This is a genomic window from Maribacter sp. 4G9, from assembly GCF_002742265.1.
In the GTDB taxonomy this organism is placed as follows: domain Bacteria; phylum Bacteroidota; class Bacteroidia; order Flavobacteriales; family Flavobacteriaceae; genus Maribacter.
In genome coordinates this window covers 90,789-108,570 of record NZ_MDGL01000043.1, presented here as the reverse complement: position 1 = coordinate 108,570, position 17,782 = coordinate 90,789, and the positions used below count along the sequence as shown (strand labels likewise).

The following is a 17,782-nucleotide window of genomic DNA, read 5'->3' as shown; positions in this document are numbered from 1 at the left end:
GCGGAGACTGGCCTTTTGACCTCGAACGTCACGGAAATAGTATCGGCGATGCCATCGGACCAGAGGATAGTCTATGCAGGGGATGCGTCCAAGTCGCAGATCTACCATAGAACCAATAGCACCACGCCCGGGGTTATGATGCCCCCTTTGGCCAAGGGCCAAGTGGACGAGGAAGGTGTGGCACTTATGGAGGAGTGGATAAATCAGCTTAGTGTACCACCAACGGTTACTGACAATTCCCCTGATGCTGATGTCAATCTTGCGCTGTTGCCAAGTTCTACTGTTTCGGGGAGCGTTTCTGGGGGTCGCGGTACGCCCGATGCTATACTATATGATCCAGTGTCTGGCGATTATTATGCACCTTCGCGCTTCAACGAGTATGGGGTAGCATATAATACGAACCTTGGCCGTCCAAATGTGGATAACGGTTTCTCCTGGCAGGTGGCTTGGCCGACTCCTAAGAACATTAACTATGTTACCTTCGGCGGTACGTACCCCAACCAGCCCCAGACCAGCTCGATGTGGCGCATATCATATCTGCGCAACGGAACTTGGACCGTGCTGGAGCAGGGCCAAGGTGGCTGGATAGATAGTGGCATCTACGAGTGGGGCGGCACAACCCAGTCACCGATAGAGGCAGAGGTGCTCAGGGTCCAAGTATACAGTGACGGATTGAACGACCTTGTCAGCATCCACTTGCGCGGACGTGGGGGAACATCTACAAGGGTTGACGATAGTGCCACCTCCCCGAAGGCGGCGCTCATACAGTATGTACCTGTAAGTGGGAACGTGGATATGGAGTCTCCAGTGATAACCTTGAACGGAGGGTCCTCGATAGACATTCAGTTAGGGGATACCTATACGGAATTTGGTGCGACGGCCTTGGACAACGTTGACGGGGACATCAGCGGGGATATCGTCGTCGACGCCTCGGGTGTTGACACCAACACCCCCGGGGCCTATGCGGTAACCTATAACGTTAGCGACTCCGCGGGAAATGCGGCGGTCGAGGTGGTTCGCACTGTCAACGTGGGCGACGCTACGTCCTATTCGCTTACAGTGGACAATGGAAGCGGTGATGGTTTTTATGTTGCGGGCCAGGTCGTGAACATAGTGGCGGACGCCGCGCCTTCGGGGCAACGGTTCGAGGCCTGGACGGGGGACATATCCTTTGTCGGTTCCGTCAACAGTACCCCGACCACGGTGACCATGCCATCGTCGGACGTGAAGGTTATGGCCACCTACGGTCCGGTTCCCTCAGGGGGTTCCATATGGTTCGAGGATTTCGAGGACCTTCCCGACGGTACTACGGTTGACAACGGTGCCACTGCCTGGGGCTCTTCGCGAAACGGAGGTACGTTCGAGGTCTTGGGCGGAAGGTTCTGGACCAACGGTTCGGCCCCTATGGGGACCTGGACCTCCGAGGTGATACCTATCGGGGGTACGGTTTCGGTATCGTTGGACGTCGACGATTCGGACCAGAAGAAGGAGGCGTCGGACTACCTAAGGGCGTTCTACATCTTGGACGGGGGCACGCCGGTGGAGTTCGCCTCGGTCTCCGGCGACATCGACCCGCAGACCTTCATGGTAGGTGACCTTGTGGGGAGCAGCATCCAAATCGTAGTGGAATCCGAGGTGAGCGGTGCCCCCGAGAACTATTATATCGACAACGTAGCGGTCTATCCGACTAGTGATTTAATTGCAGCTAAGACTTCGGTCAAATCGGACAGCGACATGTCCGTTTACCCAAACCCCGCTAAAATAGAAACTTCAATAAGTTTTGATAATCCGATCAGCATTGGAACAATTCAAATTTATGATGTGACCGGTAAATTGGTCAGGGTTATTGAAGGTGGTGAAATAGATAATACAGGCAGACCAATAAATGTTCAGGAACTTCCGGCCGGTGTTTATTATGTAAAAGCAATTGATGAGAATACAGGTGAAGATTATTCAAGTAAAATTTTGATAGAAAGGTAAAAATAGAGTAAAAAAGGGAGACCAATTGGTCTCCTTTTTTTACATACAAGTATATTATAATATTACTCTTCCATGGTATGATATACGTTCTGTGTATCATCAAAATATATTTAATAGATTGATTATTAATTATTTATATATATATTTAAAATTTAATTTGTTCGTAATTTGTTCGTAACTAGTTCTAAAATTATTGATTATTCATATAATAAATAATTCTTGGATTTTGGTGTTAATATAGGAAAGTCTAAATAAAGGTGGGATTAAGTATACTCGATATATTTTCCGAATTTTTGCGATTAGTGCCAAAAAACGTTCGTTTTGCAAAACCAATATCAAAAGCGATAACGCGAGACGCCAAACGTCCTTAGTGTTGAAGAATCCAAAAACAAATTGTCAAACAAGATATGTCTGGATAAAGGGCCGTTTTAATCAGCCTATTTCTCCAGAGCATTATTTCCCATACTGTCCCAATCCATATTTAGCGACCAATGCACCATTTGGTTTCTTGCAGTTTTCTGGAAAGTCGGAAAAATAGATACAATCTGGCAGACCATCCTTGAATTTAACTGTCACAGCACCAGTCTGTTTTCCTAATAATCCACTAAAATTATAATTGGCTGTCAAGGAAACAGTTTGGGTCTTATCGGAAGACTTAAACTCACGGACATTACTTATGCTATTGGGAACGTACCTATTCATAGCCCACGTTTTGGACTGATTTCCTAATATGTCATTGAGCAGCTTTGAATAGTTTTGGTCACCAGCCGGGCCTCCAAGAATCTTGATTTTCTCATAGACGCTCATCCCTTTTAAACGTGCAGGTGGTTTTTGATTGGCATAGGCCAACAAATTCGTAGCAAACTGCTCTACACTTTTTGAGTCGCAACCGTTCAATGTGAAGAAATTGGCCATATCGGTCTGTAGCGCTTTGGCCTTATGAATCTGATCTACCGAATTGCCCATCGCATTGGGATTGGTATACATATCAATTACGGTGCGCAGGGCGTTCTGGTCTTGTTTTGCGACCAAACGCATTTTTGCAGCGTACAGTTTTGGGTCAGCATAGATGCCTGTACCAACTGTCCGCCAAGCGATGCAATATCGGTCAACTTCCACACCCCAGCCATTTGTGGTGACATTTTCGCGCGAGCATTCTTGCGTCATAATCTCTACTTTATCTTCGGGAAGCTGCTCTGGACAGAGACTACCGAAGGTGTTTAAGTACCCGCTAAGAATCATCAAGAAATGACTGCTGTTGACATCCAGTTCAATATTCTCAAAATGACCACGGTAGATGTAATCGAAGAAAGCGGCATTGTTCAACCCCAAAGTCCTAAACTGCATCGTTCCCTCATCCTTTCCGTTGGTGTTCAAATACGTGATACGATCTTGGCTTTTGGTCAATTTTTCCTGTTGTTTTGCTAGTCTCTGTTTTTCGACCAATTCCTTTTTTCTAGAAACAAGTAGCCCGTTTAATTTCTGGTACTGGATAGATTGTATAGGTAAATAACCTAAATATTCATTTTCCAAACGTTGAAAATTATTACTATCCGCCTGAGCTATTCTATCCTCAATGGTTTTTAATTGGGTTTCAATGAGCCGTTCTTTTCTAGAAAGAAGTTTTTCTTCGCCTTTTTTTACTTCATTATTACCTGAAAATGCATTGTAATCATTTTTAAAATCAAGGATTTTCTGATTGATTTGGGAAATATCCGAATTCTGGTCGACCGAGCTCAGGTCCGAATCGACAGCATTTTTTAATAGTATCGAAGCCTTCATTTCCAGTCGGGATTGGAATTCAACCTGCTTACCTTGAGAAGCTTCAGGTAACAATTGCTGCCCTTGCTGTTTTAGTAGCGTTAATTTGGTCAAAGACTTTTTTTCATTATTTAATTTGTCGATAGAAGATATAACTTCATCAAGTTGAGTATCCACCTTTATGGCAATAGCTGCATCGATTTTTTCATTGGCTTGTTTTAGCTCACTATCTAAAAGTATAGCATACTCACTGGTCAAACTTTTTTTCAACTTCAAAAGTTCACTTTTGGAAATCCCTTTTTCTGATGCTGTATCTAGTTCGTTTTTAAGTTGGTCGCGTTTAGTATCGACTGTTGCAATTTGTTTGATAAAATTTGGATTGCCGTACGCTAGATAGTTATTGTAAATAATGTTCTGGAACACCCAATTGAAGTGTGGGTCGTTTCTGTAATTTCCTTTGGCAAAACAAGCTTGAATTTTTCTGAAATCCTTGACCAATGCTTTTTGGGAAAGTTGTTCGTAAGCTTTTCCACTATAGGGTTCAAAATAAGCTTTCGAGAAATAGTTGGTTGCTAGTTTTTGCATCTTTCCGCGATTCATAGATCTCAAAGATGTGGTCTCGGGATATTCTTGTTTAATCAAATTCATCCATTCTACCAAGTCATTACAATTTTGAGCAACCACTGTAATGGCACTCAAGGTGAAAACTATAAAACATAGAACTCTTTTGGTCAGCATTGGTTAAATAGTGGTTTTAATTGATTACCATAAAGATATAATCATTTTATGAAGTTTACTTCCTAATCATTAGCATAACTGATATTGTTAAATACACCATCAGTGATTTGTAGCACTTCGCCAGTATCTGAATTTTCCACGTTATACTCAAACTCACCGGATATGGTTTGGGCATCTTTATTGATTGCGGTAATTCTCAAAAATCCACTACTACCATCCGTATCAAAATCAAAATTTTCGCCTTCAGTTCCATTGGATGAATATCCTCCTGCGAATTGTAGCGCCAATGGGTTAGTTATCGGATTGTTAATCTGAACGCCTTCCGTGACAAGGTCAAAACTTGATCCTGCCATGGAAAGAGCAATGGCTTCACCTTGGGTGATGTCTGCACTTAGGTCAATACCGGCAATGGTAAAAGTAAAAAAAACTTCACTTTGAACAAGTTGGGCCGAAATGGTAGACACGCCTCTGTCAACAGGTATCGCCTCAAAATCGTTTCCATTAATCCTTGCCGTGATAAACGAATCGCTCAATACTTGGCCATCATCATCCATAAAATTTGAATCATCCTCACTACTGCAGGCTATTAGTAGAATCGAGAAGAGGATAGGAATAATTTGCTTCATAAGAATTTGTTTTTTTAAAACTTAAAGATGCAAATACCACTTTGAAAAAGCTACAGAAAATGTATTATCGTAGGTCTTAATTAGCTTATCGTCAGGTTTTAATTGTATTACCGTTTTTAATGAGTATTTTGTTAAGCCAAACCAAACTTTAATGAGAATACATATTACCCTTTTCTTATTATGGCTTTGTCATTTAGGTCATTCACAAAATAAAGAAGCGGATTCCATCCAAGAGCTCATTATAAAATATGAGACAAACGATACCACGCTGGTCAACCTCAGGCAGAGCTATGTGGCCAAGAAAATGTTGATGACCCCAGCTGATACCACCTGGCTTGCTTACAATAAAAAAACACTCTCGTTGGCCGAAGAATTGAATTATACAAAAGGCGTACTATTGGCCAACAATAATATCGGAGTTATATATCATTATTTTCGTTCAGACCCTTTAACAGCTTTGGATTACTATCAAACGGCATACAGTATATCCGAAAAAAATCCTTCATTGAAACGCTATCAATTCTCAATGTTGACTAATATGGGTTTAATACATTACGAGCAGGAAGATTATGATAAAGCCATGCCTATCTTTAGAAAGTTACTACAGTATCCGCAACGAAAGAGCAATATGCTCTCCAATATTGGTAATATTTATGGGCTTCAACAGCAAACGGACTCTGCGGTATATTATTTCAAGGCGTCAATTAAGGAAGCAGAACGTACTAATGATATGCTGCAAATTGCCAATGTTAAAAGCAATCTTGGATTGGTACAATCACAAGCGGGACAAGTATCCGAAGGATTGGCCAATACAGCTTTCAGCCTAAAAATGATTGATTCTTTGGGTCTCGAAATGATTAGGGTACCAGCTTACGTCAATGCTGCAGAAGTCTATATGCACAGCAATGATTTGGACAAAGCTGAACACTATGCCACTGAAAGTCTTAACGCAATCAAATCTCTCAACAATCTATACACAGAAACCAAGTCGCTTCAAACCTTGGCGACCATCCAGGAAAAAAAAGGCGACTATCAAAAGGCTTTGGAAAATTACAAGGCTGCGAATATCCTGAATGACAGCTTGGTGAATGCCGACCGAAAAGTAGAAATATCACGTAAGGAAATTCAGTACGAAGCTGATAAAAAAGAAGCACTTGCTTTAGCAGAGGCAAAACGCCAGCGCACCATCAAAAATATATTACTAGCAAGTAGTAGCGGTATTGTGTTGGCATCTCTACTCGCATTTGTATTCTATAGACGAAAACAAAAGGCGGACACGGCCATAAAGGAAGCTGAGTTCAATGCCACCGTGGCCGAAGTTGAACTAAAGGCACTTCGTGCTCAGATGAATCCACATTTTATCTTTAACAGCCTTAATTCCATCGGCGATTATATCTTGAACAATGATACACAATCCGCGAGTGACTATCTCAGTAAATTTGCCCGGCTGATGCGATTGACCCTGGAAAATTCTGATAAAAAGCTCATCACTTTGGAAGAGGATATTCAATTGCTTAACGCCTACCTGGCCATCGAGCAGAAACGGTTTGATAAGACCTTTGATTTCGAAATCCAAGTTGCCGACGATTTGGACACTGATGAAGTTCTGCTGCCCCCAATGTTGCTTCAGCCCTTTGTAGAAAACAGTATCATTCACGGACTCTCGAAATCGGAAAATGGTGGTAAGATTCAAATTAACTTCCAATCTGTACAGCAAAAATTGATTTGTACCGTAGAAGATAATGGTATAGGTCGGGCTAAGAGCAAAAATAAGAATGGACATTTGAAGAAAAGTTCAATGGGTGTGTCCATCACCCAGAATAGAATTGAGGTTCTAAATAAAACCAAGGATGCCAATGGGTCTGTCAAAATCATTGATAAGGAAATGGGCACCATGGTAATCGTATCACTACCCTTAGCATTGACCTAATCGAGATTTAGTTTATGGATTATTGAATTTTGTTATCTTGAAGTCCTTAATTTAACCTACTTCAAGAAAAGTTGCCATGATAAACACGCTAATTGTAGATGATGAATCCCATTGCATCAACCGCTTGTTACATCTAATAGATAGGAAACCTGGAATCTTTAATATTGTTGCAACCTGTAAAAGTGTGGATGATGCGCTCAAGGTCGCAGATAACAACTCATTGGATTTAGTCTTTTTGGATATTGAAATCAAGGATAAAACTGGTTTTGACTTTCTACGTCAAGTAGAGCATACCAACTTTAAAACAATTTTCACCACCGCTTTTGACAACTATGCGATTAAGGCTTTTAAGTTCAGTGCTTTTGATTATTTGATGAAACCCATCGATTTTGATGAATTCAATGAAACTATCGTACGCCTTAAGGAAGAGATACAATCTAAAGGACACGATGGCCACGTGCAACAATTATTTGAAAATATAGAACACGAACAGCCAAAGCTTTTAACCATCCCAACCGTTGAAGGTTTTGAAACCGTTTTGGTGGCGGATATTGTACACTTAGAAGCGAATGGTAATTATACCTACATCCATACCAAGGATAAAAAGCAAATAGCTAATAGACCCATAAAATTTTATGAAAATCTTTTAGATGGAAAACAGTTCTTCAAGTGCCATAAATCCCATCTTATCAATATGGAAATGATTAAGACATTTTATAAGGGAAAGCAGGCTTACGTTATAATGACCAATGGTAACCAGGTTCCGTTAGCGGTTAGGCGAAAGAATCGGTTTTTGGGACGGTTCAATTAAAACAACTCTCAATATTTCTAACTACTTTAATTCCTTTAGCTTAGCAGATTTCGACTCAAAATAATTCTAATATTCTGGTTCGTTTGGTCTACGCGTGTCTGGCTGTAGGGGCATTTTTGACGTACGAATGACCTTCATACTATAGTGCTCAAAATCTTCGGTAATCAATCCATAAAATTAGTAGAGTGGGCTTAAATACAAAGGCCACATAGCCGGTTTTGGTTAATAACTCTAATTTCTAGTTTCCCGAATCTTAAATCTCAAGTGGTGCCAAATAACGGCCGTTTTTCGGTACACTTTTCTACAATCACAAATTCTTTTTCGATAGGGTCCCATTCCTGGTCCTTTTTAGTATTCTCGTTAATTAACCTTTTATGGGACACTCAAAGTACATTTAAACGATGGCTAACAAGAGACTAAACTTGCCTAATGAACATTTCATTCTATTTTTCCAATAAGGGCTATGCTGTGTCGAACTGTTGAATTTAGTTGAAAGGAACATTTTGTCCTATTTTTGGCATAAGGCCAAAGAGCAATTTTGGAAAACCATTCTTCACTTAAAATAAAATACCTATCTTTGGCGTTAGTAACGTGAAAAGGTATGATATTATCCTTTGGTTCAAAAGCAACCGAACAGATTTGGAACGGAATCCGAGTAAAAAAAATGCCCATTGAAGTTCAGAACGTAGGACGCCGGAAACTCAGAATGCTGAATAACTCGCAAGACATTTCAGATTTAAGGATCCCACCGTCAAACCGACTTGAAAAACTTGGTGGAAAATTAAGCGAGTTCTATAGTATTCGAATCAACAAACAATGGCGGATCATGTTCTTATGGGACAAAGGAAACGCAAGCGAAGTGGAAATAATTGATTATCACTAAAAAGTAAGAAATGGAAAAGTTAGCAAATGTACATCCTGGTGAAATTTTGTTTTACGAGTTTCTTGAACCTCTTGAAATTACAGCTTATCGACTTTCAAAAGATTTGAGAATACCGCAAACCCGGATTTCGGAAATCGTAAAAGGTAATCGTAGAATAACAGCGGACACAGCTTTGCGATTGAGCAAATATTTTGGGAATTCGGCAAAATTCTGGCTTGGACTTCAAGATGATTATGATATCGAAGAAGAGAAAGAAACAAAGGATTCGGAACTGAACCAAATCAAGCATTACGAGAATAAAAACGTCGCCTAACAAGAACTGATCTAAGCCAAAGTTCAAAAAAAGGATGACATTGTGTTAAATTCGATATTTATACGTATATTGTACGTATAAATATTAATTGTATGATACGAAAAGAACTGCATTTAGACGAAAAAGTCATTTCGGCATTAGAAGTTGAAGCTAAAAGACAAAATCGAAGCCTTAAAAACTACTTGGAGTTTTTAGCCATTGAGCAGGCCAAGAAACTTGAGGTTCCATCAAAAGAGTACACTGATATGATGGACGATTTATTGAACAAGTTTGATAACAATGAAATTGAATTTTCCTCTATTGAAGAAGTAATGAACAGGAATGGCATATCAAATTAATGTTTCAAAAGATGCGGAAAAGGATATATTGACTGCCAAGTGTCATTATAGAGTATCTGGTCTCGAAGATACTTTCGATACTGATTTTAAAAATCAAATTGCCTATTTAAAAGCCAATCCATTTCTTTTTCAAATTTATTACAGGAATGTTAGAAGAGCTCACTTCAATGCCTTTAGGTTTTCCATTCATTTCATCATACAAAAAGAAGTGGTTTATATCTTAAGGGTATTACATCACAAACAAAAGTTCAAATAAACGATAAAATGAACAACATAATAATTCTATTTTTTCTGTCTATTTCACTTACCTCCTGTAATGGCTTTTCCCAACAAAAATCGTCTGCTGACAAAAAGGTCAAGATAGTTTCCAATCTATCTGAAGCGGATAAAAATGGTTTGAATATTTCCTCACAACTGCTAGTTGAAATTCAGTCTAAAACAAAAAAGAAACCACAACCCTTAAAATGGGAGATTTGGAAATATGGCAGGGAAGGTAATGAAGAAAATTATATCATAGATAAAGGGGTGTTTTTTGGTTTTATTGATGAGAGTACTGCTCATGATATTTTTCGAACCTACCGCGAGCAAGTTGTGTCCGAAGGGAACTATCTTTTCTTAACAAAAATGGATTTTGACGATTCCTACAATACTTACTACGATGTGGTTATTTTGGAGTGTAAAAATCAATTCGAACTTGTTAAGCTAATCGGAACAGATGGAATAAACTATGATGTCTACAATGACGAAATCATTAATAAGCTTGAAGATTGGAATAATGAAATAGGGTTTGAAATTGTAGTCGTTGACGCGGCCAGAGTACATGCTTATATGGGAAATCTACCTGCCGATATCAACTCATTTGCAAAGGACGTATATGATTTCTGTCCAGATGTAATTGACCAAGGATATAGTTCTATGGAAGAGATGATTACCGATTATCAGAACAACAGGTATTTTTGGCTATGGTGGGATTAGAGTATTAAAGTTCAAATAAAGGATCCTATCTTTCTCCAAGGTGTAACTGTAGCCACTTAGTAATTGAGTTACAAAAGAAGCAATTGAAACATTTTAAGCGTTTTTATTTATGAAATGTTTGGTGTGCAGAACGGCCACCTCATTCCAAAATAGTCGTTTGATTCTCTGTTGGTTATTGGGTTTTTATATTGCAGGATGGAGCTATATGTAATTTAATTTGTTCGAAATTAGTTCGATTCTTGGTGTATTTTATGCTGAATAAATTGCTTTTAAGTTAGTTGATTTTGAATAACCGTGAACTTTGGACAAAGAGTCCTAATTCATTCTTCACGTAATTTAAATCATTGATTTAAAGATGGTTGTACAATTTTGTTAAGCCTTGGGCAACATCATAAAATATGGAATGTATGATGTACAGACCAGATTTTTCAAATAGATTTTAACTAATTGAAAATCAACTATTTAAATCATTACTCATATTGTGAAAGGCGTTCTGTACATCATCATCCTCCTCGATTTTCTCGAGTAATTTCTCCACATCGGCGGCCTCTTCCTCACTCAAGGGCTTGGTGACTTGGGGTATGCGCTCGAAACCAGATGACAGAATTTCTATTCCCCTGTTTTCAAGCTCTTTTTGAATGGCACCAAAACTTTCAAAAGGGGCATAGATTAAAATACCATCGTCGTCCACAAAGACTTCTTCGGCACCAAAATCTATCATTTCCAATTCCAGTTCCTCTGGGTCAATGCCGTCTGCCGGAATCCTAAAATTACAGGTATGGTCAAACATAAATTCCACGGAACCGGAGGTTCCCAAACTACCGTTGCATTTGTTGAAATAACTTCTAATGTTGGCAACGGTTCGGGTATTATTGTCCGTTGCGGTTTCAATAAGAATAGCAATTCCATGGGGTGCATAGCCTTCAAACAATACCTCTTTATAATCTCCAAGACTTTTATCACTTGCTCTTTTGATGGCGCGCTCCACATTGTCCTTGGGCATGTTTACCGCTTTGGCATTTTGAATCACGGCCCTTAGTCTAGAGTTGGAGTCCGGATCTGGTCCTCCCTCTTTTACTGCCATTACAATATCCTTACCTATTCGTGTAAAGGCTTTGGACATTGCCGACCATCGCTTCATTTTACGTGCTTTCCTAAATTCAAAAGCTCTTCCCATATTCTATTTTTATTGATGCTGGCAAATTTAACAAAAATCCCAAAGGTTAAAACCTAAAACCAATCTTTAAAGATAGGTCGTTAATCACTTTCAATTATGTCCTCGATGCTTCTTGCCAATACAAAGTCTTTTTCCGTTACGCCATTGGCATCGTGTGTGCTTAGACGAATATTAACTGTTTTATATACATTGCTCCAATCAGGGTGATGGCCTTGCGCCTCACATTCAAAAGCTATTCGTGTCATGACAGAAAAAGCCTCCTTAAAATCCTTGAACTCAAAAGTTGTCTCAATGGCCCCGTCCACGTATTCCCAGCCGTCCAGTTGGCTGAGATAATCATAAATCTGTTTGTCCGTAAATTTTTCCATGTGTTATTATTTTATAATATGATGGTCAATAATTTCCTGGTATGTGAATCTCAAATTCTTGGGAAGTAGGTTGGATTTTGGAAGCACTGCCAAATACCTGTCCTCGTTGGTGGTGTACACCCTTTTAATAATAGGGTTGAATTTACCCACACGTTCCAAGACCTCCTTTACAAAATCTTCATGATGCACCAAGTCCGTACTCCCAAGGTGAAAAATTCCTGTTTTATTTCTATTGATAAGATAATGAATTTGCTGCGTTAGCTTGTCATCATTGGTCACATTTAATATCAAATTGGGGAAAACCTCTATCGGTTCGTTGTTCAAAATAAGATTTTTCATCTCCCGTACCCTAGGCGATTGATTGCCAAATACCATGGGAATCCTCAGAATGCCAGTTTTATCTTTTGGCAAGCGCATCAGCATGTTTTCTATCTTGATTTTTAACCTGCCATAAATGCTTTCAGAAAGCGTTTTATCATTTTCGTAGGATGGATACTTACTATAGGCATCAAAAACATTCGCCGAAGAAAGAAAATAAAGTTTGCAATTTCGCTGGCCTATATATTCCACTAGGTGCTGGTGCGTGACGATTTGGGCCGCAAAATTACCTCTTAATGCAGAGATGATTATCTGTGGCTTTACGTTTTCAAGAATATCATAAATATCATCCTCCTCGTGATTGAACCTAAAAAATTGTTGGTTGTTTTCAAATGAGCTCCTTGCATTGAAATAGGTTCCATAGGTATCAAAATAGTTGCACAATTCCTTATAAATTGCATTGCCAAGGAACCCGCTTCCCCCTAATATTAAGACCTTCTTTTTCTCCAAACTAGAAAATTGATAAATCGGATAATGTGGTCAGTCGCTCCAATGCGGCCATGCCCCTAGAGGAGTTTCCTTTTAGATTGAGGCCTGGCGACCAGACGGTCACGCAGAATCTTTTTGGCAACAACGCCACGATACCTCCACCTACACCACTTTTTCCCGGAAGCCCCACTTCAAAGGCAAATTCACCCGCCTCATCGTAAAAGCCACAGGTAAGCATTAAAGCGTTGATTCGTTTTACTTGGCTAACGGTCAAAAATTCAAGGTTTTGCATACACCTACCTCTATTGATGAATAGGTAAAACGTATGACAAAGCTGGGCACAGGACATGGATAGGGAACATTGGTAAAAGTAGAAATCCAATACCTCAATAACATCATTTTTAAGATTGCCATAGGACTTTAGTAAATTGGCCGCAGCATAATTCTTAAACCCGGTAGCCTTTTCTGATTGGGCCACTTTTTCATCATATCTAATAGTGCTGTCACCACTAATTTTATGTACAAAATCCAAAAATTCCTTTTTGGGGTCCTTGAGTTCACTCACCAAAATGTCCGCTATGACAATTGCTCCGGCATTGATCAAAGGGTTTCTTGGGATGCCATTTTCTTGCTCCAGAAGGGAAAGATGGTTGAATGGATCTCCCGATGGTTCTACGTCCACTCGGTCCCATACCTTTTCCCCAACAATACCCATGGCCATGGCCAATGTGAGTACCTTGGAAATACTTTGAACCGAAAAACATTCATCAAAATTCCCTACCTGATAGGATTCTTTTTCTATATCCAGTAAACAAATCCCAAATTTATTCGGACTGATGGAGGCCAATTCGGGAATATAGGTAGCTACCTTTCCGGTATCGGACAACTGCTTTGTCTCCTCGTATAATGTATTTAGTATTTTTTTAAAATCTGGCATTTAACCCTTGTAAAAAGGTAGTTTCACAACGGTGGCCGGAACCGAATTTTTTCTGATCTGGATATGTATTTTACTGCCCGTTTCTGAAAAAACAGCAGGTACATAACCCAGGCCAATTCCCTTTCCAAGGGATGGTGACATGGTTCCTGAGGTAACTACACCTATCTTTTTGCCCTGACCATCCACGATATCATAATCATGCCTAGGTATTCCCCGTTCGTCCAATTCAAAACCGATCAATCTCCTTTCCGGACCCTTATTCTTTTCCTTCTCCAATGCTTCACTGTTGACAAAATCCTTCGTGAACTTCGTAATCCATCCCAAGCCTGCCTCAATAGGTGAGGTTTCATCGTTAATATCGTTACCATAAAGGCAATAGCCCATCTCCAGTCGTAACGTGTCTCGGGCAGCCAAACCAATGGGTTTGATACCAAAATCGGTCCCGGCCTCAAAAACCTTGTCCCAGACTTGTTGCACCTCACTATTTTTACAATAAATCTCAAATCCGCCAGAACCTGTATATCCGGTTGCCGAGATGATGACATATTCGATGCCCGCAAAATCCGCCACTTCAAAATGGTAGAATTTTATGGCCGATAAATCTATTGAGGTCAATGATTGCATCGCTTCAACAGCTTTTGGACCTTGAATGGCCAATAGCGAATAATCTTCTGAAAGGTTACGCATGTCGGCTTTGAAATCGGCATTGTATTTTGAAATATGCTCCCAGTCCTTTTCAATGTTCGAGGCATTGACCACTAATAGGTATTGTTCCTCTTTTATCTTGTACACGATAAGATCATCCACAATGCCACCGGTCTCATTGGGTAAACAGCTATACTGTGCCCTGCCAATGGTCAATTTGGAAGCATCATTGGAGGTCACTTTTTGGATAAGGTCCAAGGCATTGGGCCCACTGATCAAAAATTCGCCCATGTGCGAAACATCAAAGACGCCAACACCATTTCTTACCGTTTCATGTTCTACGTTGACACCTTCGTAAGAAACGGGCATATTGTAACCGGCAAAGGGGACCATCTTGGCTCCTAATTTCTCATGTGTCTGTGTTAAAGCTGTATTTTTCATCTTAAGGTTTTGTGCATTGCAAATTTAATAGAATTAAATAGGATAGCGTTGCAAGGTCATCGTATGTTTTACCCAAATTTTATAGTAACTTGTACCCTACTTATTTTTCAACTTTATTGAATGTTTATGAAAATATATGTGTTTTGGGTTGCCTTGTTTTCTGTTGTATTGGGGTTTTCCCAAAACCTTCCAGAAGACTACTTGTCGGCGGAATTTCACAAAGAAAGAAGGGAGAAAGTTCGTGAATTAATGTCACCCAACAGTGTTCTTGTCTTTTTTGCGAACGCGGAGCGCAACAGGGCCAACGACGTGGATTATATCTATCACCAAGACCCTAATTTCTATTACCTTACGGGTTACAAGGAACCCAATGCCGTGCTGCTCATTTTCTCCGATATGCAAAAGGAAGTCGATGGTCAAGAATATAATGAAATGATTTATGTACAGGAGCGAAACGCCCGGGAGGAGCAATGGACCGGGAAGCGATTAGGTGTTGAGGGGGTAAGAAAACAACTCGGGTTTGATAAGGTTTTCAATGGTAGTGATTTCGCCGATGTCCCTATTGATTTTAAATCCTTCGATACCGTTTCCTTTTTTGATTTTGAAAACGATTACAGGGACAAAAGGGGAGACGCCGATTTGTTCGACCTTATTAAGGCCTTTAAAATAAAGGCCAACTATCCATCCGATTATGATCCGATAAAACAAAACCTTTATGCCATGATCCAATCGGCTACGCCCGATAACACGGAGAATTTGGTAAAGACCGTAGAAAGGTATTTGTCGTTTTATGAAAACCTTAATGATGATGAATTCCTGACGGTCTTCGTGAATGCCACCGATGAATCCAAAAGGCTGGAAGTAAAGGAAAGGGTCAATTTAGTTTTGGCCTCAAATAATTTAGATTCAAGGATGATTTCGGAAATTATGGCTACCCTCCGTGAAACAAAGACCCCAGAAGAACTAAAGTTGTTAAAAAAGGGCCGTAGAGATTTCTGCAGTAGGGCAAATGGAAGTGATGAAAGCGATGCACCCAAATATGTCCGAAACCGAAATCCAAGGTGTCCATGAATATGTGTACAAGAAATACGGGGCGGAGTACGAGGGCTACCCTTCCATAGTTGGTGGTGGAAACAATGGGTGTATCCTTCATTATATAGAAAACAATAAAATGGAGGTGGGCAACGATTTGGTGTTGATGGATCTTGGTGCGGAATACCATGGGTATACGGCAGACGTAACCCGAACCATACCTGCCAATGGAAAATTTTCCCCAGAGCAAAAGGCTATTTACGATATTGTGTATGAGGCCCAGGAGGCGGGGATAAAGGCCAGTGTGGTGGGTGCCGAATTTCAGGCTCCGGGAAAGGCCGCTTTAAAGGTTGTGGAAGAGGGCTTGATCACCTTGGGTATTATAAAGGAAGCCAGTGAAGCAAGGACCTATTTTCCCCATGGCACTTCACATTACTTAGGCTTGGATGTCCATGACCAAGGAACCTATCGTCCCTTTCAACCCAATACGGTCATTACCGTTGAACCTGGTATTTATATTCCAGAAGGAAGTGATTGTGATAAGAAATGGTGGGGTATAGCCGTTCGCATTGAGGACGACATCCTAATTACTGAGGAAGGGCCGGTAAATCTTTCTGCCATGGCTCCAAGAACGACCCAGGCCATCGAGGCCATGATGAAACAACCTAGTCCATTGGACGATTTCCAATTGCCTAAGCTAGACTAGCGATTCAATAAGAAGGAGCTTAAATCCGAATAGTTTTTTATTTTGATGGATTTTTTATCCTTATCCATTACCTTTTGAATTTGAGGTGGTAAGGGAAGTTTTTTACCTATGGTCTCTTCCACCACATCCAAAAACTTCACAGGATGTGCAGTTTCCAAAAATATGCCATATGTATTGGGATGGCTTTGCTGATATTTTTTCAAGCCCAAATAACCCACGGCACCATGTGGATCCGCACAATATCTACTTGAGTCATAGATATCCAGAAGTGCTTTTTTAGTTTCTGCATCGGTAAAGGAATAAGAGGAAAGATTGGATTTTAAGGTTTCAAAATCATCCTGGAACAAATGTCGTATCCTCACAAAATTGCTAGGGTCGCCCACATCCATGGCATTTGAGATGGTCGCCGTGGAAGGTTTGGGATTATAGTTTTGCGTTTTCATGAACTGTGGAACGGTATCGTTTACATTGGTCGCCGCAATAAAGTGCTTCACGGGCATGCCCAGTTTTTGGGCGACCATTCCTGCACAGATATTCCCAAAATTCCCGGACGGTACAGAAAAGACAATATCCATACCCTTGCTTTTTGCTTGTTTGTAAGCAAATAGAAAGTAAAACAATTGTGGTAACCAACGGGCCACATTGATGGAGTTGGCGGAGGTCAGTTTCATGTTTTTTAAAAGGATGTCGTCCAAAAAAGCGGTTTTTACCATGGCCTGGCAATCATCGAACGTACCATCCACTTCCAGTGCCGTGATGTTCTGTCCCAACGTGGTCAATTGTCTTTCTTGGATGTCGCTTACTTTTCCGCTTGGATAGAGGATTACAACCTTTACACCATCCACCCCTAAAAATCCATTGGCCACAGCGCCTCCTGTATCGCCCGAGGTTGCCACCAAAACTGTGACTTCTGTCTTGTTGTCTTGGGAAAAATAACCCAAGCATTGGGCCATGAACCGGGCACCAACATCCTTAAACGCCATGGTAGGACCGTGAAAAAGTTCCAAGGTTGCTACGTTCTTTTCAATTTCGATAACAGGAAACTCAAAATCCAAGGTGTTTTTTAGGATGTCGCGTAATACATCGTTGGGGATTTCTTCATGCACGAATTGATGAATGGCATTAAATGCGATCTCCTGATTGGACAAGTCCTCGATAGTTTCAAAGAAGCTTGTGGGCAAGGGTTCAATATTTTTGGGAAAGTAAAGTCCTTTGTCCGGAGCTATACCATTGATTACGGCCTCCTTAAAGGAAACATCCGGGGCTTTTTTATGTAGACTATAAAATTTCAATGTGTTATTTTTTAATTGCGAT

18 protein-coding genes are annotated in these 17,782 nt (G+C 40.4%); 10 read left to right on the top strand and 8 right to left on the bottom strand.

The annotated features are described in order from the left end of the window. Nucleotides 1–48: 48 nt before the first annotated feature. Nucleotides 49–1,980, top strand: a complete 1,932-nt coding sequence (locus tag BFP75_RS22620; RefSeq protein WP_099544465.1) for an immunoglobulin-like domain-containing protein — start codon at nucleotides 49–51, stop codon at nucleotides 1,978–1,980. Between the two features lie 453 nt (nucleotides 1,981–2,433). On the opposite strand, the gene BFP75_RS06680 is transcribed toward BFP75_RS22620, so the two are convergent. After that, nucleotides 2,434–4,326 carry a hypothetical protein gene (locus BFP75_RS06680; protein ID WP_123803342.1) on the bottom strand — a complete coding sequence of 631 codons (1,893 nt, stop codon included), beginning with the start codon at nucleotides 4,324–4,326 and terminating at the stop codon, nucleotides 2,434–2,436. Between the two features lie 215 nt (nucleotides 4,327–4,541). After that, entirely contained in the window at nucleotides 4,542–5,105 is a 564-nt protein-coding gene (locus BFP75_RS06675; RefSeq protein WP_099544463.1) for a DUF6252 family protein, read from the bottom strand. Nucleotides 5,106–5,256: 151 nt separating this feature from the next. On the opposite strand from BFP75_RS06675, the gene BFP75_RS06670 reads away from it, so the two are divergent. The 7 genes from BFP75_RS06670 to BFP75_RS06640 all read left to right on the top strand — a co-directional run bounded on the left by BFP75_RS06670 (nucleotide 5,257) and on the right by BFP75_RS06640 (nucleotide 10,355). After that, entirely contained in the window at nucleotides 5,257–7,035 is a 1,779-nt protein-coding gene (locus BFP75_RS06670) for a histidine kinase (RefSeq protein WP_099544462.1), read from the top strand. A gap of 76 nt (nucleotides 7,036–7,111) precedes the next feature. Then, entirely contained in the window at nucleotides 7,112–7,846 is a 735-nt protein-coding gene (locus BFP75_RS06665) for a LytR/AlgR family response regulator transcription factor (protein ID WP_099544461.1), read from the top strand. A gap of 601 nt (nucleotides 7,847–8,447) precedes the next feature. Next, nucleotides 8,448–8,729 (top strand): type II toxin-antitoxin system RelE/ParE family toxin, encoded by a 282-nt coding sequence (locus tag BFP75_RS06660; protein WP_099544460.1) that lies wholly within the window; start codon nucleotides 8,448–8,450, stop codon nucleotides 8,727–8,729. A gap of 10 nt (nucleotides 8,730–8,739) precedes the next feature. Further along, a complete protein-coding gene (locus BFP75_RS06655; protein WP_099544459.1) occupies nucleotides 8,740–9,042 on the top strand; it encodes a HigA family addiction module antitoxin in 303 nt (100 codons plus the stop codon). A 92-nt stretch (nucleotides 9,043–9,134) separates the two neighbouring features. After that, the gene (locus BFP75_RS06650; RefSeq protein WP_099544458.1) at nucleotides 9,135–9,380 is read left to right on the top strand and encodes a hypothetical protein; all 246 of its coding nucleotides are present in this window, start codon (nucleotides 9,135–9,137) and stop codon (nucleotides 9,378–9,380) included. Then, on the top strand, nucleotides 9,364–9,636 hold the full coding sequence (locus tag BFP75_RS06645; protein WP_099544457.1) for a type II toxin-antitoxin system RelE/ParE family toxin: 273 nt from the start codon (nucleotides 9,364–9,366) through the stop codon (nucleotides 9,634–9,636). Before BFP75_RS06650 ends, BFP75_RS06645 begins: the two co-directional genes overlap by 17 nt. Before the next feature lie 8 nt (nucleotides 9,637–9,644). After that, nucleotides 9,645–10,355 carry a DUF4253 domain-containing protein gene (locus BFP75_RS06640; protein ID WP_099544456.1) on the top strand — a complete coding sequence of 237 codons (711 nt, stop codon included), beginning with the start codon at nucleotides 9,645–9,647 and terminating at the stop codon, nucleotides 10,353–10,355. A 454-nt stretch (nucleotides 10,356–10,809) separates the two neighbouring features. Here BFP75_RS06640 and BFP75_RS06635 read toward each other — a convergent pair whose 3' ends face one another. From BFP75_RS06635 to gcvT, 5 genes are all read right to left on the bottom strand, one after another. Continuing rightward, nucleotides 10,810–11,532, bottom strand: a complete 723-nt coding sequence (locus BFP75_RS06635) for a YebC/PmpR family DNA-binding transcriptional regulator (RefSeq protein WP_099544455.1) — start codon at nucleotides 11,530–11,532, stop codon at nucleotides 10,810–10,812. Nucleotides 11,533–11,612: 80 nt separating this feature from the next. Further along, a complete protein-coding gene (locus tag BFP75_RS06630) occupies nucleotides 11,613–11,900 on the bottom strand; it encodes a 4a-hydroxytetrahydrobiopterin dehydratase (RefSeq protein WP_099544454.1) in 288 nt (95 codons plus the stop codon). Between the two features lie 6 nt (nucleotides 11,901–11,906). Then, complete coding sequence (locus BFP75_RS06625; protein WP_099544453.1) at nucleotides 11,907–12,728, bottom strand: sugar nucleotide-binding protein; 822 nt, start codon at nucleotides 12,726–12,728, stop codon at nucleotides 11,907–11,909. A gap of 1 nt (nucleotide 12,729) precedes the next feature. Beyond that, nucleotides 12,730–13,644 carry a glutaminase gene (locus tag BFP75_RS06620; RefSeq protein ID WP_099544452.1) on the bottom strand — a complete coding sequence of 305 codons (915 nt, stop codon included), beginning with the start codon at nucleotides 13,642–13,644 and terminating at the stop codon, nucleotides 12,730–12,732. Continuing rightward, nucleotides 13,645–14,730, bottom strand: a complete 1,086-nt coding sequence (gene gcvT / locus BFP75_RS06615) for a glycine cleavage system aminomethyltransferase GcvT (RefSeq protein ID WP_099544451.1) — start codon at nucleotides 14,728–14,730, stop codon at nucleotides 13,645–13,647. Nucleotides 14,731–14,856: 126 nt separating this feature from the next. Here gcvT and BFP75_RS22615 point away from each other — a divergent pair, with 126 nt between their 5' ends. Both BFP75_RS22615 and BFP75_RS22610 read left to right on the top strand, forming a co-directional pair. Continuing rightward, on the top strand, nucleotides 14,857–15,801 hold the full coding sequence (locus BFP75_RS22615) for an aminopeptidase P N-terminal domain-containing protein (protein ID WP_317044512.1): 945 nt from the start codon (nucleotides 14,857–14,859) through the stop codon (nucleotides 15,799–15,801). Beyond that, nucleotides 15,740–16,468: a M24B family metallopeptidase gene (locus BFP75_RS22610; RefSeq protein WP_317044511.1), complete on the top strand. Its 729-nt coding sequence runs from the start codon at nucleotides 15,740–15,742 to the stop codon at nucleotides 16,466–16,468. The genes BFP75_RS22615 and BFP75_RS22610 overlap by 62 nt, the downstream gene beginning before the upstream one ends. Here BFP75_RS22610 and thrC read toward each other — a convergent pair. Beyond that, complete coding sequence (gene thrC / locus BFP75_RS06605) at nucleotides 16,465–17,760, bottom strand: threonine synthase (protein ID WP_099544450.1); 1,296 nt, start codon at nucleotides 17,758–17,760, stop codon at nucleotides 16,465–16,467. The two genes, BFP75_RS22610 and thrC, sit on opposite strands and share 4 nt — an antisense overlap. Nucleotides 17,761–17,782: the final 22 nt, after the last annotated feature.